This is a genomic window from Paenibacillus sp. J5 (assembly GCF_054955055.1).
Genome location: NZ_JBUEDD010000003.1, coordinates 74,484 through 98,659 on the forward strand (window position 1 = coordinate 74,484; position 24,176 = coordinate 98,659).

Consider the following 24,176-nt stretch of genomic DNA (forward strand, 5'->3'; position numbering starts at 1 on the left):
CGTCTGAGGCTGTGGGCCTCGCCCTGATAGCCGTAATCCCCGTAATATGCGTAGTAATTGGCGTAATAGCCTGAACATCTGATGAATCCGAACAGGCAGCCTCGTCCGCCCTGCGGCTACTCTTGCCGGATGAGCTCGCTATCCTTGGGGAGCAGCAACGCGAACAGCCCGAGCAGAGGGAGATAGGCGCACCATTGAATCATGATGGTTACCCCGTGAATATCCATTAACCAGCCCATCAGCACGGAGCCGAGTCCGCCCAGACCGAAGGAGAGGCCGAAGAGCAGGCCGGCAACAGTGCCGATATGGCCTGGCAGCAGCTCCTGGGCATAGACGATGATCACGGAGAACCCGGACATCAGGATGAGTCCAATCACGATGCAGAGCAGCACCGAGGCCGTCGGGCCGGCATAGGGCAGCAGCAAGGAAAATGGGGCGGTTCCCAATATGGAGAACCAGATCATCCTCTGCCGACCGAAGCGATCGGCGAGCGGCCCCCCTAGCAACGTGCCTGCCATGCCTGCGAATTGCAGCGCGAATAGACAGATCTGTGCGGCGGACAGCGGCAAGTCATAACGTTCCATGTAATAAAAGGCATAATAACCGGTCATGCTAGCCAAATATACGAATTTCGAAAATAACATTAATATAAGAATCGACATGGCGTAAATGGTGAAACGCTTGCTAAGCGGCTTGGGAGCCAGCTTGCCAGGCGTCCTGCTTCTCCGACGCTGCGCCGACCGCTGCAGCGCTCCGGCGTACCATCTGGCGATAACCGACTGGACGACGATGCCGATGACTGCCAGGAGCGTGAACCATAGGAAGCCCCGCTGGCCGAGCGGCATCACAATGAATACCACCATGAGCGGCGCCAGTGCTTGTCCTGTATTGCCGCCGACCTGGAAGATCGACTGTGCCAGCCCCTTCTTCTGGCCTGCGGCCAGATGTGCGACCCGGGATGACTCCGGGTGCAGCACGGAGGAGCCGACTCCGATCAGCGCTGCGGCGAGCAGCAGCATGCCGAAGGAGGGAGCAAGCGCAAGGCAGACCATGCCCAGGAGCGTAAACAGCATGCCAGCCGGGAGCAGAGCGGGTGTCGGTCTGCGATCGGTATAGGCGCCAATCAACGGTTGCAGGATCGAAGCAGTCAGATTAAGGGTGAAGGCGATCCAGCCGATCTGGGTGAAGCTTAGCTGCAGGCTTTGCTGGAACAGCGGGAAGACAGCCGGTACAACGGACTGCATCGCATCATTAAGCAGGTGAGCGGTGCTGACACCCAGCAGCACCGTCATCGCAGCGGCCGGGACAGCCTCGGGTGCGCTGGCTGATACGGACGCAGCATTCTGATCCGTTATACGGGGCGCTTCGCTCGCAGCAGCAGATTCATGTGCTGTGGATGCAGGGGGTACGAGCTTGTTCATGTGACAACATCCTGTTCTATGATATTTTATTTCCCTCATCGTACAGCGCCACACCCCTCGTTGCATTACGAAAGTTGCTTGGAATGAGAGCAATATTTGCTATAATGAACGAAGGTGATGAAGGATGCATATGAAGATCGAGCTGTCGCAGCTAGAGCTGCACCGAATCGAGAATCGCTTTGAGAATGTGCCCCATCTGCATGAGCAGCAGTTCCAGATTACGGTTCCTGTGCGGGGGCGCTGCAGCTTCACGCATGAGAACAGGCACTGGGTGCTTGGTGTGGGGGAAGGGCTAGTCCTGCATCCGCGTGACCGGCACTCTCTGCAACTGGAAGCGGGTGACGGCCTGATCATCATCATCGCCAATGAGCGCGGTCTGCATCAGGAGGAGGGAGGAGCAGGGCGAGAATATGCCTTGCGGCAGCAGTTTAATCCGCAGGAGCTGTCGAGCTTCTTCCATGACTGGGCAGCCGGGCTGTTCGGGCCGACTCCGGCTGAGCAGATGGCGCTGGAGGAAAAGAAGCAGAGGCGCTACAGTATATTCGCCGCTTGCTAGGAGCCGCTGAGCCGCAGCAAGCGGATCAATGGAGCCGCCTGCGCCTGGGAAGCGAGGATGTCCATATTCGGCGGGTGCTGGAATATATTCATGATTGTTATCGGGAGCAGGTTAGTCTTGATGCGTTGGCGGCCTTAGCCTTGCAAAGTCGTTATCACTTCATCCGTTCCTTCAAGTCCCGTACCGGCCAGACGCCTTATCAATATGTGCTGCGCTTGCGTATGGAGGAGGCGGCGAGGCTGCTGAGACATTCGGAGGAGACGGTGACGGACATCGGCTTTCATGTGGGCTTTTCCAGCATCAGCCCGTTTTATCGCATATTTTCAAAGTTCTGGGGGATGTCGCCGGATCACTATCGCCAGCAATATCGCCCATCTATACATTAAACCAGGGAGCTGAGCCTAATGAGCGAGCAGTACAATGAGCAAGAGCTTATCGCATTTATAGCAGACAAGTCGGGGGCCTCCACCGCCGATATAAAGCAGGTGCTCCAGCATGAGCAGGCTTACGTCAACAGCAGGCAGGAGGACAGCAAGGGAGAGATCGACATCGACATCGACGAGTTGGTCGACTATGTGCTTGCGCGTCCGGGGATGAAGCTGGACGAGCTGACAGTGGAAACGATATTGGAGAGCGAGATGGACTTTCTGGTGAAGAAGGGGATCGCCGGATATTTGGATTAAGTCGCGGACTGTACAGGCTGCTTGAGCCGGATGGATGCCGCAAGATCGAGGCCGTTGTGCTTGAGGAAGGAACACTTCTTCAGGCGCAGCGGCCTTATTGGTGTGCTTGTGCCATGATTTCAATGAATGACCTGAAGCCAGTGACTAATGAGCTTCCAGCAGCGCAAGAGGGCAACAGTCATTATGTATCGACCCTATACTCGTTTCAGATTGGTTTAAGGTAATAAGACTAAAGTAGGAGGTATAATTAACCAGCCTATGGAGGCTGAATATAGCTGCTAATCCAATCTGCTTGGGGGAATCAAACGATGAAAATGACGGTCGGTAAGAAGCTGTTGGCTGGATTTATGAGTGTACTGCTGCTGATGGGTCTCGTAGGTGGGATCGCTATAAGTAGAATGCAGGATATGAGAATACAGGCTAATGAGGTACAGGAGGTGTGGATTCCGGGATCAGAGCTGTTGTCAGGAATGACGGCTGCCATTATTAACACCGAACGGCTGGCTCTGAAATATGTGATGACCGAAGAGAGCGATGCTCGCGAGCAATTATCGGAGCAGATCAAGACGATGCTGAACGAGCTGCAAACCTCCAGCGAGACATACATTTCCCTGGCGCCATTGGAGGAGCAGAGGACGCTGGCAGAGCAACTGCTGGAGATACATAGCGCAATGACGAGCAAGCTGGAGCAGTTATACCGCTACGATCAGGCTGGCAACCAGTCGGGCATCGCTCAGGCGGCAGAGGAATTGCAAACCTACATTGGCGGCGTGCTGGAGAAAATCAGGGAGCTGACTCAGATGAACAAGCAACTGATGGACACGGCGCTGGAGCAATCGCAGCAGGATTCATCCGCCGGTATTGCTCTTGTGACGGTACTGGTCTTAGTAGCCATAGTCGTCGGCGCCGCGATAGCTTATCTGATCTCCCGGCAGATTTCCCGGCCGATCCATTCCATGGCTTTGGCGGCTCAACGGATCGCTGAAGGGGAGCTGAGCGCGCCGCCGCTGGCTGTGAACAATCGCGATGAGATAGGGGAGCTGGCGCTTTCCTTTAATACGATGGCGGGTAACCTGCGTCGTCTGATTGGCGAAGTTAGCCAAGGAGTGGAGCATGTAGCTGCTGCAGCAGAGGAACTGACCGCCGGCTCTGAGCACATTCGCGGCAATGCAGAGCAGATTGCCGCGACAGCCGAGCAGTTGGCGCAGGGCGCGCAGAAGCAGGCTCAGAGTCTTGAGGAAAACTCCAAATCGTTCGGTGAACTGTCGGATAGTGTGCAGCATATTGCTGCCAATGCCGAGATGGTTTCAGGTACGGCCGTCCACGCGGCGGAGCTGGCCTCCAATGGCAACCTGCGCGTGCAGGCAGTTATTGGCCAGATGCAATCTGTGGGAACAACCGTCTCCAATCTGGCGCGGGCAGTAGAAGGGCTGGGGACGAGGTCGCGCAAGGCAGGCGACATAGTGGGCGTCATTACAGGTATTGCCCGACAGACGAACCTGCTCGCGCTCAATGCCGCGATCGAAGCGGCCCGCGTCGGCGAGCTCGGCAAGGGATTCGGGGTGGTCGCCAACGAGGTTCGCCAACTGGCGGAGCAGTCGGCCGCCTCTGCTGATCAGATCGCTGCCCTCATCGGCTCTATGCAGAACGATATGAATCAGGTGGCGGAACTGATGGAAGCCGGGGAGCGCGAAGTGGCAGACGGAATCGCCGCCGTAAGGCTTGCTGGCGACACCTTTGCAGATATTCAGCAGTCGGTGAGTGAGGTAGCCGGACAGATTGAGGAAGTGTCTGCCGCCTCGGAGGAGATGTCGGCGGGCACGGAGCAGATTGCCCATTCCATCGCGGTGGTCTCCTCTATTGCCGTTAGCGCTTCGGCGGGCACGGAGCATGTTGCGCAGTCCGCATCAGGCCAGCTCTCCTCGATGCAGGAGATAACGGCATCGGCACAGTCGTTGTCGGTGATGGCCGAGCGTTTGAACCAACTGATCGGAAAGTTTAAGGTATAAGCAGACAAGTATTGCGGCACAAGCGGCCATTGGGGTAACAGTGCCATGGCTGCATTCCCCCTCTTTTCCTGCGGATATTATACTACCCGTAACAGGCAGTCCTATGGAGCGGCGGGTTACTGTACAGCATGAGATAGAACGTGTTCTCGTGGTCTGCCATTCAACCTTGTATTGGAGAAGGGGCTCATCGTTTCGAGAGGCTGGTCAGCACCTCAACATGAAATGAGAGCCCCGTTTCTCAGGTCTAATCCATCCCTTGTAAGAGATGCTGCTGCTGAGCTAGTGCGCTGTGAAGATTACATCCGAATGGGATACATTACGTATAGATAGATGATACTCTGCCATTGGTGAAGGTGACATAAGTGAAGTCACGGTAACCCCAAGTTTCGATCGTTATTCGGGAGGAGGTTGCCACGCTTGTCGTGTACGGATCTCCCCAGGATAACCTGACCTGCTCCTTGGTCATGCCGATAGAGATTTTTTCTGCTCTAATTGTGGCCCAGGTAGAGCTAGACCAGTTGTATGTCTTATAAGGATCGTAATTAAGGAAGTAGTAGCTGCTCTTCAGCATGCTGGTAATATACGATTCGCTGTATTGATCGCTCACTACCGTGTAGCCGCCGCCGGTTTTGAAGATGATCTGGAATAGTCCCCGGTAGTTGGGTTCAATATCGGTAATGGTGAGCTTGCTGAAGCGTTCCCTGTCCTCAAAATGATTCGCCCAGAACGTTTTGCCAATCCAGTTGTACAGGTCGCCTTGCTCCTTCCGCTTGATCAGTCGGTAGGTCTTGTCGCTGTACACCAACAGGCTTCCGTTCCCCATCGACACTTCCATAGTATGCCATGATGCATCCCATTTCAGCTTGGCGCCGAGCGCCTTGGATAGCAATGCTGCGGGAAATACGGTCTGACTGTCCTCTACTCGGACAGCACCGTTCATCGTGATGGTCTTGCCATTCACCTGGGCGGATGCCTTCCCCGTAGTCAGCACGATCGTGTCCTTGCCTACCTTGATTTGGAACGACTTGCTGGCAGCATTGTAGGCGATCTTCCCGCCCAGCGCTTCAAACACGCTCTTCAGTGGAAGGTAGGTGACGCCGCTGATTTGTTTGGCACCATCAAGGGGGGTGTCAAGGCTCGCAGTCAATGTGACGGTTTGGGACAACCCTCCCATCATGACGGTTACCTGGCTCTGCCCAACCCCGGTCGCCTGCAGCGTGCCGTCTGCATTCGCCTTGAACAGATGCGGCTTCTCTATACGGATATCTGCTTGTGATAACGGGAGCTGTTCCTTGGAACCGTTGGATGGGTAGAAATAGATGGTTGCTTTAGTTTTGCCCCCAACGCGGATATGATCGGTATCAACAGAAAATTCAAACTTGGATATATGTGGGAGATCTACGTCTGCCGAACCTCTGCTGCTTACGATTTTCCATTGCCCACTCTTGAGCTTCAAGAAAAAATAATAGTCGGCGTTATATTCAGACCGATAGTAATAAGGTGATACGAGCTTCTCTGCGCCAACGATACCTTCCAGAGGCTCTATTGGATCAAAATATGATATTTTGGACAGCGTGCCGTCGTTATTAAGCAGGATTAAATTCCGTCCTGAATACACTATGCTCTTGATGCCGGAGGCGATCAATTTCGGTTTAACCTTCAGGTTATCATCAAAACTTAATGGATCATACAGAGTGACTTCACCGTTCTTGTCTAATATAGCAGCACTGGGATTTGACCCATCCCAGCTGACAGCCGCCATTGTAATGCTGCTCCAATCTGTGATGTGGCCTAGAGGCTCCTTCCAGCCGCCGAGGCGCAGTGCACCATCACGATCAATCGTGAGCAGAATGTTGTGCGAAGACGCAATACGTACAATGTTGCTGCGCTCCTTCACCTGACCCTCCACCGTCCAGACCGTACCATCTGATTTCAACCAGTACCCCTCTGCCAGTTGAACGACGCCAGTTGCGCCGGGTACAAGTGTTAGCTTGCCCTCCGTGTTGGAGCCCCATTGCACAATCTTGCCATCCTCAGTCAGCCCGAGATAACCTCTTAGGCCGGGCTCAATATCGACGAGTTTGAACTCGTTATTGAGTTTGGAGCCGTTGGCTACACTCATCCATACGCTCCCATCCTTCAGCAGAATGTTCTCGTCATCCACAATATCTACAATTCCCGGATTTCCCGCCGCTTGGGCGGATGTTGCTGGGAGGGTGCTTGCCGCTCCTAACAGGATACAGCAAGCCACACATAGCGCTATAATACGTTTCAAGTAAAGGACACCCTTTCCATTTCAGTAGAATGGTAGTATTATACTATGTTTTATTAATGAATGGGTATATTTTCCTATGGGCGAGTGCAATTATTGTCGAGTGACATTGACATTCAAGCCGGAAGGGAGGGATACGTAAGGATACGCCCTTTCGATGTCCATGCCAAAAAGGAGAATGGCGCTTCAGCCATCCTCCCCATTGAACAGATCGTTACCTTACGATCAACACCGGACATTTAGAATATTGAGAGACTTTATGACTGACGCTGCCGAGCATCAGCTCCTTGATGCCGCTCAGACCACGGCTGCCGACGATGATCAGATCGCAGCTCTGCTGCTGGGCGAAATCGAGTATCATCTGAGCGGGGTCCCCGGTCATGTAGTAGGTGCGGAGGTCTTGGATGCCGGACTGCTCCGCCAGTGCTGCTGCCCGGTGAAGAATCTGCTCGCCCTCCCGCTTTAGCTCCTCGATCATCGTTGTAAAATAATCCTCCGGTACATACGTCATGCCTACGAAGGCCGCTGTGCTCGCGCCCGCCTCCTTGCCGACATAGACAACGTTCAGCTCCGACTGCTGCTCCTTAGCCAGATGAAAGGCGGTATCCAGCACCTTATGGCTCATTTCCGATCCGTCAATCGCGACGACAATTTTCGTGAACATTCGCTTCAGCTCCTTCATGCTTTGTGATTCATTCCCCAGGCCGTTGCCTTCCTTACCATCGTACTCCTTTCCCCTGATCCGCAGCAAGTGCTTCCGCACGGATGTCTCGAACATCCGGTCGACTTATGAACACTTTGCGAAGCGGCATTCGCGTAAGGCTACCACCCTGCTGCACAGCATACACCGAGTGGAACGTAAGTCAGAAGCTATGGCTGACGGCCTCCCGAGCGATGGCAAGCAGCATCGTTCGATTCTCCTTTTAATATCCAATAATATCGATGAGTTAAGTTTAAATTAATTCAACTCAACAAATCAAGGAGGTAGTCGGTAATTCGGCCGAGGTCACTGCCGGATTGCAAATTTAGGGGTTGACATATGTCTTGAAATGATTTATCTTTAAATCAAGATAATTCAATTCGAGATGATACAAATGAAATGGGGTGTGGTCGTGGAGACTAGCAGAAATGAAGCGCTGAGCCTGTTTATTGCTCTGTCCCGCGCCAGCCAGTGGGTGAATGCCCATGTCGACCGCGACATTAAAAGTATGGGTCTGAACCGCACTGAATTCGGCGTATTGGAGCTTCTGTATCATAAGGGGGAGCAGCCCATACAGCAGATCGGCGAGAAGGTGCTGATGAGCAGCGGCAACATTACGTATGTGGTCGATAAGCTGGAGAACAAGGGGCTTGCCCGCCGCAGAGCCTGTACCGTGGATCGCCGCCTCACGTATGCGGAGATTACGGAGAAGGGGAAGCAATTCATTGAGGAAGTATTCCCCGGCCATGTGGACATTATCCAGCGCGCGGTATCTGGCTTGACGGAGCAGGAGCAGCAGGAGGCGGCTAAGCTGCTCAAGAAGCTGGGGAAGTCGGCGCAGGAGAGCTTCTAGTCTGGCGGTCGTTGCAGGCGCATCGCTGGCCTGACATGCAAGCAGTCACTTGCAGCAGGACTGGCGATAGACGCTACCATTTGCCTTATATCTTAATTTTAAGATTCTCAAAAATATACACGCGCATCAGAACAATCATTTGTTCCATACCTTCATTCAACACCTGCACTTCAGCACATTCCATTCATGAGAGGAAGAGATCGACATGACCATCTCTAACGAATCCAGCTTTGAGACGCTAGTACGGGGACGCCGTTCGGCCGCGAAATTTATTACGGGTATTGAGATACCAGATAAGGAAATAGAGGACATGCTAAGCTTGACGAAGTTCGCGCCTTCAGCCTTCAATTTGCAGCATGCGCATTACCTGGTGGTGAAGGATGAGCAAGTCAAGCTGCAGGTGTATGAGGCGGCCAGCAAGCAGTATAAGGTAAAGAGCGCATCGGCGGTAATCGTGGTGCTCGGCAACACCGAAGCGTACAAGGATGCGGCCCGAATTAATGAGGGTCTGATGCATCTGGGCATCCTCAACAAGCAGGAGTACGACATGACGGTCAGCTCGGTCGAGCAATTCTATGAGCAGCGCGGCGACGTATTCAAGCGTGAGGAAGCGATACGCAACGCCAGCCTGTCGGCGATGCTGTTCATGCTGATCGCCAAGGACAGAGGCTGGGACACCTGTCCGATGATCGGATTCGACCCGGAGGCGCTGCGCGCGGCTCTTCATATACCGGACAACTACGTTCCGGCTCTGATTATCGCACTCGGCAAGGAGGACACGGCGAGCCAGCGTCCTCGCGGCTACCGCAAGCCGACTCGTGAATTTGTCAGCTTCAATTCATTTTGATGTCTGCCCGAGGGCAAGATAGAAGATAGAAGATAGCAGCTATATTCACATTCCAGGGAGGAATATACGATGACGAAACGTACAGCAGGTATTCACCATATTACGGCTTTTGTTAGAAGCGCACAGAAAACAACAGATTTTTATGCGGGTATTCTCGGGCTTCGTCTGGTGAAGCAGACCATCAATTTTGATGCGCCGGAGGTGTACCATCTGTACTTTGGCGACCAGGCGGGCAGCCCGGGTACGATTATTACCTTCTTTCCATGGCCTCATTCCCGTCAGGGCAGGGTAGGCAGCGGTCAAGTCGGCGTTACGACCTACGCGATTCCGGTAGGGGCTCTGCCCTTCTGGGAGGAGCGTCTGCAGCGTCTGGGCGTGACGTTCCGCAAGTCGGAGCGCTTCGGCGAGCACTATATACAGTTGGAGGATGTGGATGGTCTGCAACTGGAGCTGGTTGAACGGGCGGAGGGAGCCGCTAGCGAATGGGCCTTCGGTGGAGTGCCCGCAGACAAGGCGATCAAAGGCTTCGGTGGCGCGATTCTGTATAGCTCGGCTCCGCAGGAGACGGCTCGCGTGCTGGAGCAGGTGATGGGGCTGGAGCGGACAGCAGAGGAAGGCGACATGCTACGCTTCAGAGCCACGGGAGAGCTGGGCAATCTGATTGATGTCAAGCTGGGGCCGGTGCCACGCGGCGTAGGCGGAGCTGGTACGGTGCATCACATCGCATGGCGTGCGGTGGACGACGCTGACCATAAGCTTTGGCGGGAGCATGTTCAAGCAGGCGGACTGCAGCCAACGCCAATTGTTGATCGGCAATATTTCAATGCGCTCTACTTCCGCGAGGGCGGAGACATATTGTTCGAGATTGCGACTGACCCGCCGGGCTTTGCCCGTGACGAGCCAAGCGAGACACTGGGCGGGAAGCTGATGCTGCCGCCGTGGTATGAGCCGCAACGGGCGGCGATTGTCAGCAATCTGGAGCCATTCGAGGTACGGGTATTGGAGGGGGATCAATGATGAATCATAAGCATATCTATCAGCCTGGGGATGTCCAGGCGCCGGTGCTCGTCCTGTTCCACGGGACGGGTGGCACCGAGCGTGATCTGCTGTCGCTGGCACAGGAGCTGTCTCCGTCCTCGGCGGTGCTGAGTGTCCGGGGCAATGTGTCGGAGAACGGGATGCCGAGATTTTTCCGCAGATTGGCGGAGGGGGTATTCGATATCGAGGATCTGAAGCTGCGCACCAGGGAGATGAAGCAATTCCTGGATGAGGCCGCTGTAGAATACGGCCTGGATCGCAGCCGCTTCGTCGCCGTCGGCTATTCCAATGGCGCGAATATTGCGGGCAGCCTGCTGTTCCATTATGCCGATGCGTTGGCTGGTGCGATCCTCCATCATCCCATGGTGCCGCTCAGAGGGCTGGAGCTGCCGCAGCTCCACGGCGTGCCGATCTTCATCGGGGCGGGTACCAATGACCCGATCTGTTCCCCGGCAGAGACGGAGGAGCTGACGACGCTGCTGACTGGAGCTGGCGCGGAGGTGGCGGTGCATTGGGAATCGGCGGGGCATCGTCTGACCGCATCCGAGGTGGCCGCATCGGCTGCATGGTTCGGCCGTCAGTTTGCTTGAATGGGAGGAGCACATCCGCAGCGCGGAGTGCTCCTCTTCGTCATTTCTGCGCGGCTGTTCGCTCGCAGGAGCATGTTCAAGAGGTGTGCGGCGCATCATTGTCACATAGGGCTCGTACCCGCTATGCTATAGATAGTTATCGTGTTCTATAGGTGTCACATGGAGTACAGTCATGTGGTACGCGAAGGACACTAGTTAAGGAGAGAGGAAGGATTGCATATGAATATCGTACCTGCCATTGCCCATTCTCTGGAGACGCTGCGTGCATCCAAGCCGATTGTGCATCATATTACCAACTATGTGACGGTAAATGACTGCGCCAACATCGCGCTGGCCATTGGCGCATCGCCCATCATGGCCGATGAGGCCGATGAGATGAAGGACATCGTCTCGCTTGCCGGCGCACTCGTGCTGAACGTGGGCACCTTGAACCATCGTACTGTTGAATCGATGCTATTGGCGGGCAAGTATGCTAATGAACGGAACATTCCGGTCGTGCTTGACCCGGTAGGAGCAGGGGCCTCGGCGCTGCGCGGCAAGACGGTGGAGCGTCTGCTGCGAGAGGTGAAGATTAGCGTGCTGCGCGGCAATCTGTCGGAGATCCGCTTCGCGGCGGGGCTGGAGTCGCTGGCCGCAGGGGTGGATGCCTCCGAGGCAGACCTGGCTCGCAGTGCGGCAGCGGCGCGTGAGTCGGCTGAGCTGGCGGGGCGGCAGCTCGGGTGCGTGATCGGGCTGACGGGGCCGGTCGATGTGGTTACAGATGGCAGCCGCACCGTGCTGATCCGCAACGGTGTGCCGGAGCTGTCGGGGGTTACCGGCACAGGCTGCATGTGCTCGACGCTGGTCGGTGCATTCTGCGCGGTAGAGCATGATCCGCTTCTGGCGGCGGCAGGCGGGATTATGGCGATGGGCATCGCCGGAGAGCTGGCAGCGGAGGCGTCTGCGGGGCGGGGGAGCGGCTCCTTCCATATCGGTATTATCGATGCGGCGAGTCGTCTGGATAGTGATCTGATATGGCGTCATGCGAAGCTGGACGCAAGAGCGTAAAGGAGACCCTCATAATGGATGAGGCGGTAATGCTGACGGGGTAAGGGACTTTGTCTGTGGCAGAGCACCACCCGGATGTTGAAGATGGATGTTATCTGTGGATGGAAGCGTCTTGTTTCTGGAAGACCTGTTGTACGGTGAAAGCCCGAGTCGTTGCGACTCGGGCTTTCCATTTGGATGCACACGGACAAGCACAGGTAGTGGGTCATGCGGGATGAGGCAGGGGGCGATTGCAAAAAGAATAATGTCGAAAGGAAAAGTCTGGTGTCGTCTCGAAATAGTAAATGAATCCTATATCCTGAAGATTCGTACTTATTAGAAGATGAATGGATGGTCTGTCCGATTCAGGTCAAGGGCAAGCATGGCATGAGTGAGAAGGGCATAGGCCTAAGAGCCGCGTGTTCACAGGAATTACAGTAGGATTGTATACGTGTAAATACATATAGATGGGGGAGTTATCATGGCGATAATCAGAGTGGTGAAATATGATGGAGCACCGGATGTGCTAGCCTGGAAATATCCCGAGACGGAGCTGGGCACATGGACGCAGTTAATCGTCAATGAGACGCAGGAGGCGTTGTTTTTCAAGGACGGCCAGGCGCTGGACCTGCTGGCAGCAGGGCGGCATACACTGAGCACAGCCAACATACCGATATTATCGAACCTCGTCAATCTGCCGTTTGGGGGCGATTCGCCCTTTGCCGCAGAGGTGTGGTTCATTAACAAGGCGGTCAATCTGGATGTGAAATGGGGGACGGCTCAGCCTCTGCAGCTTCAGGACCCGCGTTACAAAATTATGATCTCTGTCCGTTCCTTCGGGCAATTCGGCATCCAGGTAGAGGATGCGCGCAAGTTTCTGCTCAAGCTGAACGGCACGCTCCCTCAATTCGATACCTCCGCGATTGTGAAGCATTTCCGCGGGGTGCTGATGTCCAATATTTTGGAGTATATCTCAGGCTATCTCGTTCATCGACAGATCAGCCTGCTTGAGATCAGCGCATATATGGGAGAAATATCCCGGCACATTGAGCAGCGCCTCGTTCCGGCATTTGCCGAATTCGGTATTCGTCTCACCCATTTCTACGTGGAGTCGATCAATACGCCAGAGGATGATCCGGGAACGGCCAGGCTGCGGGATGCGCTGGCGAAGCGGGCGGAGATGGATATTCTCGGCTACACGTACCAACAGGAGCGTACCTTCGATACGCTGGAGGGAGCCGCCCGCAATGAAGGCGGCAGCAGCTCGGCGCTCATGGGGGCGGGGCTTGGTCTGGGGATGGGCTATGGCGTCGGCGGGGCATTCGGCTCGGCTATGGGACAGTTGTCCGGGTCGATGGACCCGGGACGTCCTGTACGGCCCTGTCCCTCCTGCCAGATGTCCAACCCGGAGGGGGCACGCTTCTGCATCGGCTGCGGCACTACGCTGCAGGCGGCATCTCCGCCTGCGAATCCATGCAGCAACTGCGGTCAGCCATTGATGGCTGGTTCCAAGTTCTGCGGACATTGTGGCGACCGGTACCATCCCTGTCCCGGCTGCGGAACCGATAATGCGGAATCGGCAGCAAGCTGCTCCAAGTGCGGTCGCGGGCTGAATGTGCGCTGCCCATCCTGCGGCATTGCAATCACGCATAGCGGCAAGCACTGCATCGAGTGCGGCTCAAGCCTCCAACTGGGCTGCAGCGCTTGCGGACATGAGGTGCAGCGAGGACAGAAATTCTGCCTGGAATGTGGACATAAGCTCGACTAACGGAAACGGATGCGATGAAAAGCCAGATGGAGAGATGAGGAGGGGCATAGATGCAAAAGAGGGGGAATGCTGCGCTGTGGGTCTTGGTGATCTACGGCTTGCTGCTTGCGATGACAACGGGGGTATTCCTGCTGTTCAGGGAAGCGTGGCTGCTGCCGCAATGGTGGCTGTCACTGGGCGCGATGGGGGCAGTGGAGACGATGGCGCTGCTCTATACGCTAACATTGCTTGCCCGCGGCGGACAAGCAGGGAGGATGGTTCCTGGCTATGCGGCTTCAGGCGCGGTCATCGTACTGTATGGGGGTGTGGTGCTGTTCCACATCCTGTTCTTTGGCCTGTGGCTTGACCTGTCTGCGATGAAGTATCTGTTGGTTCATCTGATCACCCTGATTGGAGCGGTCATCCTGCTGATTGTGACCGGGCTGTTCACTAGGCATACCGCAGGCAGCGAAGGGCAGACGCGCGCAGCGCTGCAGGACTGGAAGCAGATGCAGCTCAGTGTGCTGAAGGTGAAGCAAAGTCTCGATACATGGAGGCATCCGTCCCATGAGCCGCTGCGGCTGCGGCTGACGAAGCTGGAGGAGGAGCTGCGCTTCAGCGATCCGATCTCCCATCCGGCCGTTGCTGACACGGAGCGACGCATGCTGGAGCAGCTCAGTCTGCTATCCGACAGTGTGCGCTTGCTGCCAACCAAGGAGGACCCAGACCCGACGATGCAACATATCTACGGGTTGATTGAAGACATCAGCCACAGCTTGACGCAGCGCAATATGGAATTGAAGGGTGCAAAGTCATGATTATCAAGGATGCTCGATATATACGTCGGCGGCTGCATTGGATTTTTATCATTCTGACCATCGGTTATGCACCGGTAGCCTTCGGGGTCTGGGTGCTGCGCATGCTCGGCAGCAGCAACTACGCAAGCCTGCGAGCGTCGGATTGGATCTGGGGCGGCGTCATTCTGATTTATTGGGGAGCCTCGTATACCAGTATGGATATGGGCGACAAGCTGATTGCCCCGATGTGGCTCTATATTGCGTTGGGCATCGTGTTGGTGCTAAGGGGAATCATTCAGAAGAGTGAGAACGAGAAGCGTGTGAAGTCCTACTACAACCTGTTAGCCGAGCGCGGAGGCGCCTCGCTCGCTGAGCTAAGCCAGTATGGGGAATACAGCATGACGCGCCTGATGAACGAACTGGAGCATTTATTCGCCTCGGGTAAGCTGCCGAGGGGATTTATTCATTTTCGGAAGGATCGGGCATGGGTGGAGCTGGACACGGCCTTCTCCCAGCCGGGCAGTCAGATGATTCCAGAGAGCGGGCGTGCTGTGAACAGAGCTCGTGAATCTCAGGCTGTCGTCAAGGATCAGAACCTCTCGAATACGATCATCCTGCTGTTGTTCTTCTTATGGCCAGTTGCGATTATTTTGTGCATCGCTCGTTATCTGTTGAATCACAAGCGGAATTATCTACAGATTCAAGACCTCAGAATGGGAACCGCCATCTCAGCAGCAGCAGCAGTCTTGTATATGTTGATCGCCAATGTTGCAATGGTTGGTACGATCATCCTGCTCATTGTGGTAGTAGGGACGGGAGGACTGCTGTTCTGGAGAACCAAGGTGGAGGAGAAGGCGCTGATTGGCCGCAGTAAGGTATATGCGGAGATGTTCGAACAGGAGACCTATCCCAGCCTTGCGGCGATGGGGAATCGAGTGCAGATGAGCCCGGAAGCGGTCATGAATGAGCTGTATTACATGTTTCAGCGGCAGCTACTTCCAGTCGGAGAGGTGGATAGCTCGCGAATGGTGGCTTATCTGTACGACAATAGCGAGATGGAACAGACGGCAGCCAGCTCAGATCGAGCCAGACAGGATGCACCACGTGTGCAAGGCACATCCGAGGCGCAGGGAGCAGCGAACGGCGGTGGTGCCGCGCGTGCTCCGCGCCATCAGGAATGTCCGGGCTGCGGAGCGAAGCGGCTGCTCCATCCTGGCGACGTGAAGGAATGCGAGTATTGTGGCATGGAGCTAAGTTATAGCGGATAAGGCTGCCAACGAGAGAAATGCCGCGAGGAAGAACGGAGGAGGCATGTGAGACCAGATACTCATGTGAAGGATGTGCGTCGTGTACGGACGTGGCTTCCTGGATGGCTGCTTACTATAATCGCGATCTTCGCAGCGCCGGTTGCTGCTGGACTGTGGGTGCTGCGGCTGCTGCATAGCAGCAATTACCCGCATCTAAGAGCGAAGGACTGGGCAGTAGGCGCGTTGATCGTATTCGTATGGAGCTTCGGCTACACGAACAGGGCATTCCCTCTAGAGCCCGCCTTTGATCCGATGATTCATCTGGCGGTCGGCCTGATCATGATCGTAATCAGTGTGCGGGAGGACCACGGTATAGACAAGCGGGCAGAAAGCTATGCACGCTTGCTTCAGGCACACGAGCGGGTGTCGCTGTCCAGGCTGGCTGCTTGCGGCCAGTCTAACTCGATTCGCCTCTTGAATGAGCTGGAGTATATGGCGGTAGCGCGTATGCTTCCTCCTTGCTCCATTCAAGTGGAGGAGCATCAGGTATGGCTGCAACGCGAGCCCGATGGTACGCTGTGCGCCGTCCAGAATAAGAAAGACCGCGCTGCTAGACGCGGCAGACTATCAACGGCGGTGCTCAAGGCGCAGAATGGGTCAACTACGCTGCTGGTTTTATTAATCTTCCCTGTTGGGCTGGTCGGTTGGGTAATACGCTTCCTGAGCAATCGGAGATATAGCTATCTGCGCATGGAGGATTGGCGGACGCTAGGGTATATGGTTATTGTCACGTTCACATTATTCAGTCTGAATAGCTATCGCATGGGAGATGCCCTGGGAGGAGTGCTGACTGTCTATGGACTTGCGATGGGTGTGGCAGTCGCGCTGTTCGTCCTTGCCAGGCAGCAGCATCGGAAGCTGGAGGGGGCGGCCATACACTTCGAGGAGGTTCTGCTGCAGCGGGGCAGAGTGTCCTTGCGTGAGCTGACAGGGGAAGCATCAATGAGCGTGGAACGGGAATGGAGGGTAATTCACGAGCTGCGCTACATGTTTTTTCATCGACTTCTCCCCCCGGGTTATGTGGATGCAGAAGTTAAGGTCGTAGGGCTGTTCGGGGAGGATGAAGGGATGGGACGCCTATCCGCTCCCGGTTCAAGAGCGGAGTCCTATGCCGGGGAGGAAGAGAACGCAGCAGCGACCGATTCGTCCGGGGAGGCGTCAGCAGCAGGTGTGCGAGCAGGTGCTGCGGCAGGCGCGGCGTCGCGCCCGCCTGGACAATCAGCGGCGCCGCGCATCCAGAAATGTCAGGGCTGCGGAGCCCAGCGCCTGCTGCACCCGGGCGAAGTAACCGAGTGCGACTATTGCGGTCTGGGTATGAGCTACTCCGGGGAGGGTCAAGCGAGTCCGTCCCCATCACGATAACCACATGATGAAAGGCCGGCAACGGATCGCAGTCTATGCGTTCTGGCCGGCCTTTCGTATGCTGTGGTGAAGCGGGTTCTTGTATCGCCCCTACAGGGCAGTGCAGTCGGCTGCGGATCAAAGCAGGCAACAATCAGTGTTAGAGTTCCGTCCCCGGTATACAGGCATAGGTATGATGCGCTCCAAGAAACGAATAGCGTTATGGCGCTTAGGTAGTTACGGTTGAAGCGCCTGCTGTGCGACACCATCTGCCGCCGTCTTGGGCTGCAGCGATTGCTGCCAACGCTGGAACAGTCGCCAGGGCTCGCCGCTGTCGAGCAGTGCTTTGCATGTGTAGATGCCCTCCTCGACCGAGCTGGCTCGCCCGGTCAGCTCCAGGCGGACGGCGGCATTCAGCAGCACCTGATGGACGAACGCCATATGGGCTGTCCCCTGCAGTACCTCCCGTGTGGTCGCCAATTGCAGCGGCGCATCCCACGCCAGCTCCGGCGGCTCTTGCTCCAGCCCGTATGCCTCCGGGTTGATGACCTGCAGGTGCGCCTCGCCGTTCTCGACCCGGTAGGTGCGCGTCGGACGATGGATGAAGAGGTCCTCTGATCCTTCTGCGCCCTGCACAATCAGCCCGCGCTCGTACCCGAGTCGGCTGATCAGGGATGACATGCGCTCGAACACCGTATTGTGGAACACGCCAAATACGATGTAGGGGGATTGTCCGTAATCGACCAGTTTTTCTGCTGTATTCAGCACGGTACGCATACCCAGCTCTTCCCGGATGCTCCGCAGGCTGAGCAGCGGCGGACACCATTGCTCGGCGGATGCGAACAGCACGCCGGTATCTGTAGCTGTGCGTATTGCCTGCTCTATGGGCAAGGTGGCGGCGTCTACGCCCAATTCGCGCAGCAAATCGACAGGTGTCACGCCCCACTTGGGAGGAAGCGAGGGCATACCGTGCAGGGTCACGCGCTGTCCTGCAGCCGCCAGCACAAAGGCGGTGGCGAATGTGGCCATGAAGGACTTCGCCCGTCCATCGTAAGGGCCGGCGCAGTCGAGGCTGCCGGGGTGAACAGTGCGCGCCGCATGGCTGCGGCAGATGTCTGCGAAGGCTGCCAGCTCCTCGACGCTCTCCATCTTGATGCGTTCCGCGAGGAAGAAGGCGCCGATCTGCGCCGGGGTAGCCTTGCCGGTCAGGATGGCATCTGCAGCCTGCAACGCTTCATCATAGGTTAAATCACGAGCGCCACGCTTGCCGCGCCCGATCTCTTTGAGCCAGTGGATCATATGTCCGACCTCCTTGTTTCTCTCCTTATTTCTCTACTATATCATCGTATCACACCGACTAGGCCTTTAATATGTGATGCGCCTGCACGATGGCGGTCGCTACATCGACGATTCGCTTGCGGTCGTTCATGGCCCGCTTGCGCAGCATATCGTAGGCTTCAGCCTCGGAAATGCCGTTCACCTTGCACAGAATGCTCTTCGCCATATCAATCCATTTGCGTTCCTCCAGCCGAGAGAGCAGCTCGGTGCGTTCTTGTGCCCATTGCTGGCGCTGCATGAAGTGCTTGGCGCCCAGATGCAGCGCCCAATGCAGCTCGCTCTCGCCCATTGTGGGAGCCAGAATGCCGTCTATTAGCAGCTCATCCTCGCAAAATGCAGCCGAGGCGGCGGCAGTGACAGAAGAGCACCACCATAGCAATGGAAGAGGACGTAATGCATTCAGCTTGGCGCTGCATGCGCCGATCTCCCCGAGCGGCAGATGCAGGATTACAGCATCCGCATCAAGCGATGCCGGTTCCAGAGCTGCTCCGTTCCGGGAGATGACGACATGGTAGCCGAAGGCTGCCAGTCGGTGCTCGGGCTGCTCTGCTCGTGATGTCTGATCCCGACTGGCTGTGGCTTCCTGGTCCTGTGGATGTATAATAAACAAAGAACGCATAAGAAATCAAGCCTCCTCAACCTGCAAGCGTTCTGCCTGATGCGTGGCATCGCGGCGGCAGCGTGGAGCGCAGAAGCTCCATTGTATTTGTTAGTTAATATAACACAAATCACAGTTTTTTGAATAGGTAGTGATTTTTAATGTTAGATATATTGACATATTGTTTTGGTGTGTATTATAGTTAAGCCATCCACTTTAACCACATAGCTTCACGGGCACAATGGCGTGCCCGGTGAACTGGCAATGAAGCCTGTTTCGAGCACTGCGGATGATGAAGTTCCGTGTGCGAAGCAGGCTTTTTGCGTGCTTGAGGCTGTATATCTGAAGGAAGTCAGAGACGACGTACCGCAGAGCGGGACGCTTCAACGAGGGGGAGGAAGCGAGAATGGCGAAACAACTGGTGCTGGTAGGCAATGGGATGGCGGGAATCAGCATGCTGGAGAATGTACTCAAGCTGGCTCCGGAAGCTTATGAAATAACAGTGTTTGGGGCAGAGCCTCATCCGAATTACAACCGCATTATGCTGTCTTCCGTACTGGCAGGCGGCGCGAATATGCAGGAAATCATTATGAACGATTGGGATTGGTATAAGGAGCACCGTATCCAACTGTACACGGGAGATGCCGTGACTGAGATCGACAAGGGCCGCCGAATCGTGCGCTCTGCGCGCGGTCGCGAGGTGCGATATGACGAGTTAATTGTTGCCACAGGCTCCAATCCGTTCATGCTGCCGATTACCGGCGCGGATAAGGAAGGGGTGATCGGCTTCCGTGACATCAAGGACTGCGAGACGATGATGGAGGCTTCGCGCCGCTACAAGCGAGCGGCTGTCATCGGCGGAGGCTTGCTTGGCCTGGAGGCAGCCCGTGGCCTGCTTCATCTGGGTATGGATGTCAGCGTTATTCACATCAACCCCTATCTCATGGAGCGGCAGCTTGACCAGACAGCGGCGCTGATGCTGCAGCGGGAGCTGGAGGCGCAGGGCATGAAGTTTCTCCTGCAGAAGCAGACGGCAGGCATCATAGGCAAGAAGCGCGTGGAGGGGCTGAAGTTTCAGGATGGCAGTCAGCTCGCTTGCGATCTGGTCGTCATGGCAGTCGGCATCCGGCCCAATGTTCAATTGGCTCGCTCTGCAGGGATTGAGGTTCAGCGCGGAATCGTAGTCAATGATTTCATGGAAACGAGTGAGCCTCATATCTATGCGGTAGGCGAGTGCGCCGAGCATAACGGCATCTCCTATGGCCTGGTTGCTCCGCTGTATGAGCAGGGCGCGGTGCTGGCCAAGCGGCTGGCAGGCGTGGAGACGGCTGGCTATAAAGGCTCGGTCACCTCAACCAAGCTCAAGGTGTCCGGTGTCGATGTCTTCTCCGCAGGACAATATGGGGATGCGCCGGGAACGCGCTCGTTGCGGTTCCAGGATGAAGTGAACGGCTATTATAAGAAGCTTGTGCTGCGGGACGGCAAGCTGATGGGGGCTGTGCTGTTCGGAGATACCACAGATGGCGCCTCCTTGTTCTCGCTCATACGCAGCGGCGAGTCTGTGGAGGGGCGCGAGCAGGAGCTGTTGCTTGGCGCGGCTTATGGCGGCGGTTCAAGCAATGTCGGCGGCTCTATGACAGCGCGGCTGGCGGCGATGCCAGACGACGAGATCGTCTGCGGCTGCAACGGGGTCGCCAAGGCGGCGATCGCCGGGGCGATTACGGAGAAGGGCTGCAACACGGTGGCGGACATCAAGGCTTGTACGAAGGCGTCAGGCTCTTGCGGGGGCTGTAAGCCACTGGTGGAGGGGCTGCTCCAGCTCTATGCCGGCGATGCGGCTGGCGAGCCGATGAAGGAGGGAATCTGTGGCTGTACGACGCATACTCGCGAGGAGATCGTGGAGGGCATCCAGTCGATGGGGCTTCGCTCCGTCAAGGAAGTTATACATGTGATGGAATGGCGGACTGCTGAGGGCTGTTCCAAATGCCGTCCGGCGTTGAATTACTACCTGGGTATGCTGTGGCCGGGTGAGTACCAGGATGAGAAGGAATCCAGATTCACGAATGAGCGGTACCATGCCAACATTCAGAAGGACGGTACCTACTCGGTCGTGCCCCGCATCTATGGCGGTGTGACCTCTCCGAGCGATCTGAAGAAGATAGCGGCTGTCGCGGAGAAATACGATGTGCCGATGGTCAAATTCACCGGGGGACAGCGCCTCGACCTGCTCGGTGTGAAGAAGGAAGACCTGCCGAAGATATGGGAGGAGCTGGATATGCCTTCGGGGCATGCCTACGGTAAGATGCTTCGTACCGTCAAGACATGCGTTGGCAACACGTTCTGCCGCTTCGGAACGCAGGACTCGATCGGGATGGGCATACGGCTGGAGAAGGCATTCGAGCGTCTCGACGCGCCGGCGAAGGTGAAGCTGGCAGTGTCCGGTTGTCCCCGCAACTGCGCGGAGTCCACGATCAAGGATCTGGGGGTCATCGCGATCGATGGCGGCTGGGAGCTGTATATTGGCGGCAATGGCGGCATCAAGGTCAGAGCCTCAGAGCTGCTCTGCACCGTCAAGACCGAGGATGAGGTGGTGGAATGGACCGGAGCTTTCCTGCAATATTACCGGGAGAATGCGAGCTGGAACGAGCGGACGGCGCATTGGGTGGAGCGTGTCGGACTCGATGCGGTGAAGACGGCGCTGGAGAAGCCAGAGGACCGGGCTGCGCTGGTAGCACGCATCGAGAAGACGCTGAGCCATACGCGCGATCCATGGCGGGAAATTATTGAACACGAACATCTGCGTAAAAATTTCGAGCCGCTGGCAGATGTGCAGCCAGTGACAGGTTAGGAGGCCGCTCATGAGTAACAAGGTGAAGATTGGAGACATCGGGGACATTGACGCAAAGGGCGCACGCATCCTGCACGTGGGGGATACAGAGCTGGCGGTATTTCGCTTAAGCGACGGCACCATTCGGGCTGTGGAAAATCGTTGTCCGCATAAGGGCGGCAAGCTGTCGGAGGGAATGGTCTGCGGCTCATCGGTGCACTGTCCGCTCCATGATTGGCGTATCGATCTGCATACAGGACAGGTACATGAGCCGGATGAAGGCTGTGTTCCCACGTACCCTACTGAAGTGGATCGTGCTAGTGGCAGCGTATTTATCAAGCTGTAACCTACTCAAGGCCTCATACATTGTTGTCAAGGGGATGAATGGATATGGACTATGTTAAGCCAACCGAGCTATTAGACACCATGATCGAGGCAGGTGGCGGCAAGGCAGCGCTTAGCGTGAAGCAGATGCTCGTCCGGGGATTTTTGGCCGGTGCCATTCTGGCCTGTGCCACCACACTAGCTTTTACGGCGACAAGCCAGACCTCGATCGGCTTGACGGGGGCGGTCATCTTCCCGGTCGGGTTCGTCATGATCGTCCTCCTCGGCCTGGAGCTGGTGACCGGCAGCTTCGCGCTCATCCCGCTGGCTGTGATAGAGCGCCGGGCATCGCTTGGCGGCATGCTGGCGAACTACTTCTGGGTCATCGCCGGCCATCTGCTGGGTTGCGCTGTATATGCGGTGCTGTACGGATTGACGATTACAAAGATGGGCACGGATATGAGCCACCCGCTAGTTCAGATGCTGATCCAGATCAGCGAGACCAAGACGCTTGGCTACAAGACGATGGGGGCAAGCGGCATGGGGCTGGTAGTGATTAAGGCGATTCTATGTAACTGGATGGTGACGCTCGGCGTTGTGATGGCGATGACCTCCAAGTCTACCGCAGGCAAAATTGTAGCCATGTGGCTGCCGATTCTCACCTTTTTCGCTCAGGGCTTCGAGCACGCGGTGGTCAATATGTTCGTCATCCCCGCAGGCATGATGCTCGGAGCGGATGTTACGATGGGCGACTGGTGGCTGTGGAATCAGCTTCCGGTGTTGGTGGGCAATTTTATCGGCGGCATGCTGTTCACAGGTATGCTGTTCTATCTGTCCCATAATACGAAGACGGCGACCATTGCCCGCAGCAGTCAGGAGGGGCGCAAGACGGAGTCGCTGCAGCCGCTCCAGGCTGTGGAGAAGAGCCTATGAGAGGCGGTGGAGAACACATGCACATGGGGCAGGGGACCTTGAAGCCGATCGTGCGGATTATGGGCGTGGAAGGGGCAGAACAGACGTGTTTCGGAGGGACGGAACATGCGAGACTTGGAGGAACGGATACATCGGCGAGTGTAGCACCGGGCAAGGTCAGTATCGTCGGCGCCGGCCCGGGCGATCCCGAATTGATTACGATCAAGGCGCTGCGCTGTATCGAGCGGGCAGATGTCATTCTATACGATCGGCTGGTTAATAGCGAGCTGCTCCAGTATGCCAGGGGAGATGCGCTGCGTGTCTACTGCGGCAAGGCGCCGGGGCACCATGCGATGTCTCAGGAGCAGATCAATCGGACGCTCGTCAGCTACGCGTTGGAGGGTCGGGACGTCGTGCGGCTCAAGGGCGGCGATCCGCTTATCTTTGGGCGCGGAAGCGAGGAAGCGCTGGCGTTGTCTGCCCATGGCATCCTGTGCGAGATTGTACCGGGGATTACCTCTGCGGCAGGCGCTGCGGCATCGGCGTCGATTCCGCTTACGCATCGCGGCTATGCCGCCTCCTTCGCCTGTGTCACAGGCAGTCGATGTCATGGCAGCACGAAGCCGGTTCGCTGGGATCTGCTGGCGCACGGTGTCGATACATTGGCGATCTATATGGGAGTCAGCCAGATCCGGGAGATTGGCGAGGAATTGCTGAAGCACGGCAAGCCTGCTTCGACGCCGATCGCACTGATCGAGCGCGGGACAACCGGCAAGGAGCGGGTCTATACAGGGGTGCTGGAATCGATGCATCAACTGGCTGCAGCGGTTCGGCTTGACAACCCGGCATTGATCGTAATTGGCGAGGTGGTTCGAGTGCGTCATGAGCTGCTGCAGCTTGAACGCCAGGCCGCTGCTATGATCGGCTGAGCGTTAAGCGGGTCGGGGGAGCGACTGGTTCAACCGGTCTTCGTCATGGACTAGAGCACGA

At 56.3% G+C, this 24,176-nt stretch carries 21 protein-coding genes and 1 pseudogene; 17 read left to right on the forward strand and 5 right to left on the reverse strand.

Annotation, left to right across the window (positions count from 1 at the left end; genetic code table 11):
• Positions 1-116: 116 nt before the first annotated feature.
• On the reverse strand, positions 117-1,292 hold the full coding sequence (locus ACY1JZ_RS05640) for an MFS transporter (protein ID WP_462628705.1): 1,176 nt from the start codon (positions 1,290-1,292) through the stop codon (positions 117-119).
• A gap of 253 nt (positions 1,293-1,545) precedes the next feature.
• On the opposite strand from ACY1JZ_RS05640, the gene ACY1JZ_RS05645 reads away from it, so the two are divergent.
• The 4 genes from ACY1JZ_RS05645 (at position 1,546) to ACY1JZ_RS05660 (ending at position 4,669) form a co-directional block, all read left to right on the forward strand.
• The gene (locus ACY1JZ_RS05645) at positions 1,546-1,977 is read left to right on the forward strand and encodes an AraC family ligand binding domain-containing protein (RefSeq protein WP_462628430.1); all 432 of its coding nucleotides are present in this window, start codon (positions 1,546-1,548) and stop codon (positions 1,975-1,977) included.
• Entirely contained in the window at positions 1,971-2,363 is a 393-nt protein-coding gene (locus tag ACY1JZ_RS05650; RefSeq protein ID WP_462628431.1) for a helix-turn-helix domain-containing protein, read from the forward strand. Before ACY1JZ_RS05645 ends, ACY1JZ_RS05650 begins: the two co-directional genes overlap by 7 nt.
• A gap of 18 nt (positions 2,364-2,381) precedes the next feature.
• Positions 2,382-2,660: a hypothetical protein gene (locus ACY1JZ_RS05655; protein ID WP_462628432.1), complete on the forward strand. Its 279-nt coding sequence runs from the start codon at positions 2,382-2,384 to the stop codon at positions 2,658-2,660.
• Positions 2,661-2,968: 308 nt separating this feature from the next.
• Positions 2,969-4,669, forward strand: coding sequence for a methyl-accepting chemotaxis protein (locus ACY1JZ_RS05660; RefSeq protein ID WP_462628433.1), 1,701 nt, complete (start codon positions 2,969-2,971; stop codon positions 4,667-4,669).
• 844 nt (positions 4,670-5,513) lie between these two features.
• On the opposite strand, the pseudogene ACY1JZ_RS05665 reads toward ACY1JZ_RS05660, so the two are convergent.
• Both ACY1JZ_RS05665 and ACY1JZ_RS05670 read right to left on the reverse strand, forming a co-directional pair.
• A pseudogene (locus ACY1JZ_RS05665) lies at positions 5,514-6,791 on the reverse strand (copper amine oxidase N-terminal domain-containing protein); the annotation flags it as partial.
• A gap of 364 nt (positions 6,792-7,155) precedes the next feature.
• Complete coding sequence (locus tag ACY1JZ_RS05670) at positions 7,156-7,605, reverse strand: universal stress protein (RefSeq protein ID WP_270166674.1); 450 nt, start codon at positions 7,603-7,605, stop codon at positions 7,156-7,158.
• Between the two features lie 448 nt (positions 7,606-8,053).
• Between ACY1JZ_RS05670 and ACY1JZ_RS05675 the strand changes: the two genes are divergently transcribed.
• The 9 genes from ACY1JZ_RS05675 (at position 8,054) to ACY1JZ_RS05715 (ending at position 17,208) form a co-directional block, all read left to right on the forward strand.
• Complete coding sequence (locus tag ACY1JZ_RS05675) at positions 8,054-8,494, forward strand: MarR family winged helix-turn-helix transcriptional regulator (protein ID WP_462628434.1); 441 nt, start codon at positions 8,054-8,056, stop codon at positions 8,492-8,494.
• Positions 8,495-8,699: 205 nt separating this feature from the next.
• Positions 8,700-9,341 carry a nitroreductase family protein gene (locus ACY1JZ_RS05680; RefSeq protein ID WP_462628435.1) on the forward strand — a complete coding sequence of 214 codons (642 nt, stop codon included), beginning with the start codon at positions 8,700-8,702 and terminating at the stop codon, positions 9,339-9,341.
• A 69-nt stretch (positions 9,342-9,410) separates the two neighbouring features.
• On the forward strand, positions 9,411-10,358 hold the full coding sequence (locus tag ACY1JZ_RS05685; RefSeq protein ID WP_270166671.1) for a ring-cleaving dioxygenase: 948 nt from the start codon (positions 9,411-9,413) through the stop codon (positions 10,356-10,358).
• A complete protein-coding gene (locus ACY1JZ_RS05690; protein ID WP_462628706.1) occupies positions 10,358-10,969 on the forward strand; it encodes an alpha/beta hydrolase in 612 nt (203 codons plus the stop codon). Before ACY1JZ_RS05685 ends, ACY1JZ_RS05690 begins: the two co-directional genes overlap by 1 nt.
• Positions 10,970-11,188: 219 nt before the next feature.
• Positions 11,189-12,016, forward strand: a complete 828-nt coding sequence (gene thiM / locus ACY1JZ_RS05695) for a hydroxyethylthiazole kinase (protein WP_462628436.1) — start codon at positions 11,189-11,191, stop codon at positions 12,014-12,016.
• Between the two features lie 460 nt (positions 12,017-12,476).
• Positions 12,477-13,763: an SPFH domain-containing protein gene (locus ACY1JZ_RS05700; protein ID WP_462628437.1), complete on the forward strand. Its 1,287-nt coding sequence runs from the start codon at positions 12,477-12,479 to the stop codon at positions 13,761-13,763.
• Between the two features lie 50 nt (positions 13,764-13,813).
• Complete coding sequence (locus ACY1JZ_RS05705) at positions 13,814-14,560, forward strand: hypothetical protein (protein WP_462628438.1); 747 nt, start codon at positions 13,814-13,816, stop codon at positions 14,558-14,560.
• On the forward strand, positions 14,557-15,807 hold the full coding sequence (locus tag ACY1JZ_RS05710) for a hypothetical protein (protein WP_462628439.1): 1,251 nt from the start codon (positions 14,557-14,559) through the stop codon (positions 15,805-15,807). Before ACY1JZ_RS05705 ends, ACY1JZ_RS05710 begins: the two co-directional genes overlap by 4 nt.
• 45 nt (positions 15,808-15,852) lie before the next feature.
• On the forward strand, positions 15,853-17,208 hold the full coding sequence (locus ACY1JZ_RS05715) for a hypothetical protein (protein WP_462628440.1): 1,356 nt from the start codon (positions 15,853-15,855) through the stop codon (positions 17,206-17,208).
• A gap of 216 nt (positions 17,209-17,424) precedes the next feature.
• Here the strand turns inward: ACY1JZ_RS05715 and ACY1JZ_RS05720 are convergent, their stop codons facing one another.
• The gene (locus ACY1JZ_RS05720) at positions 17,425-18,486 is read right to left on the reverse strand and encodes an anthranilate phosphoribosyltransferase (protein WP_462628441.1); all 1,062 of its coding nucleotides are present in this window, start codon (positions 18,484-18,486) and stop codon (positions 17,425-17,427) included.
• 58 nt (positions 18,487-18,544) lie between these two features.
• The gene (locus ACY1JZ_RS05725; RefSeq protein WP_462628442.1) at positions 18,545-19,144 is read right to left on the reverse strand and encodes an ANTAR domain-containing response regulator; all 600 of its coding nucleotides are present in this window, start codon (positions 19,142-19,144) and stop codon (positions 18,545-18,547) included.
• A gap of 385 nt (positions 19,145-19,529) precedes the next feature.
• Here ACY1JZ_RS05725 and nirB point away from each other — a divergent pair, with 385 nt between their 5' ends.
• From nirB to cobA, 4 genes are read left to right on the forward strand one after another with little or no spacing between them, the layout of a single operon-like run.
• Positions 19,530-21,971, forward strand: coding sequence for a nitrite reductase large subunit NirB (gene nirB / locus ACY1JZ_RS05730; protein ID WP_462628443.1), 2,442 nt, complete (start codon positions 19,530-19,532; stop codon positions 21,969-21,971).
• Between the two features lie 10 nt (positions 21,972-21,981).
• Positions 21,982-22,296, forward strand: a complete 315-nt coding sequence (nirD, locus tag ACY1JZ_RS05735; RefSeq protein ID WP_462628444.1) for a nitrite reductase small subunit NirD — start codon at positions 21,982-21,984, stop codon at positions 22,294-22,296.
• A 44-nt stretch (positions 22,297-22,340) separates the two neighbouring features.
• Positions 22,341-23,207: a formate/nitrite transporter family protein gene (locus ACY1JZ_RS05740; protein WP_462628445.1), complete on the forward strand. Its 867-nt coding sequence runs from the start codon at positions 22,341-22,343 to the stop codon at positions 23,205-23,207.
• A gap of 23 nt (positions 23,208-23,230) precedes the next feature.
• Positions 23,231-24,115, forward strand: coding sequence for a uroporphyrinogen-III C-methyltransferase (gene cobA / locus ACY1JZ_RS05745; protein ID WP_462628446.1), 885 nt, complete (start codon positions 23,231-23,233; stop codon positions 24,113-24,115).
• The last annotated feature ends 61 nt before the right edge of the window (positions 24,116-24,176 follow it).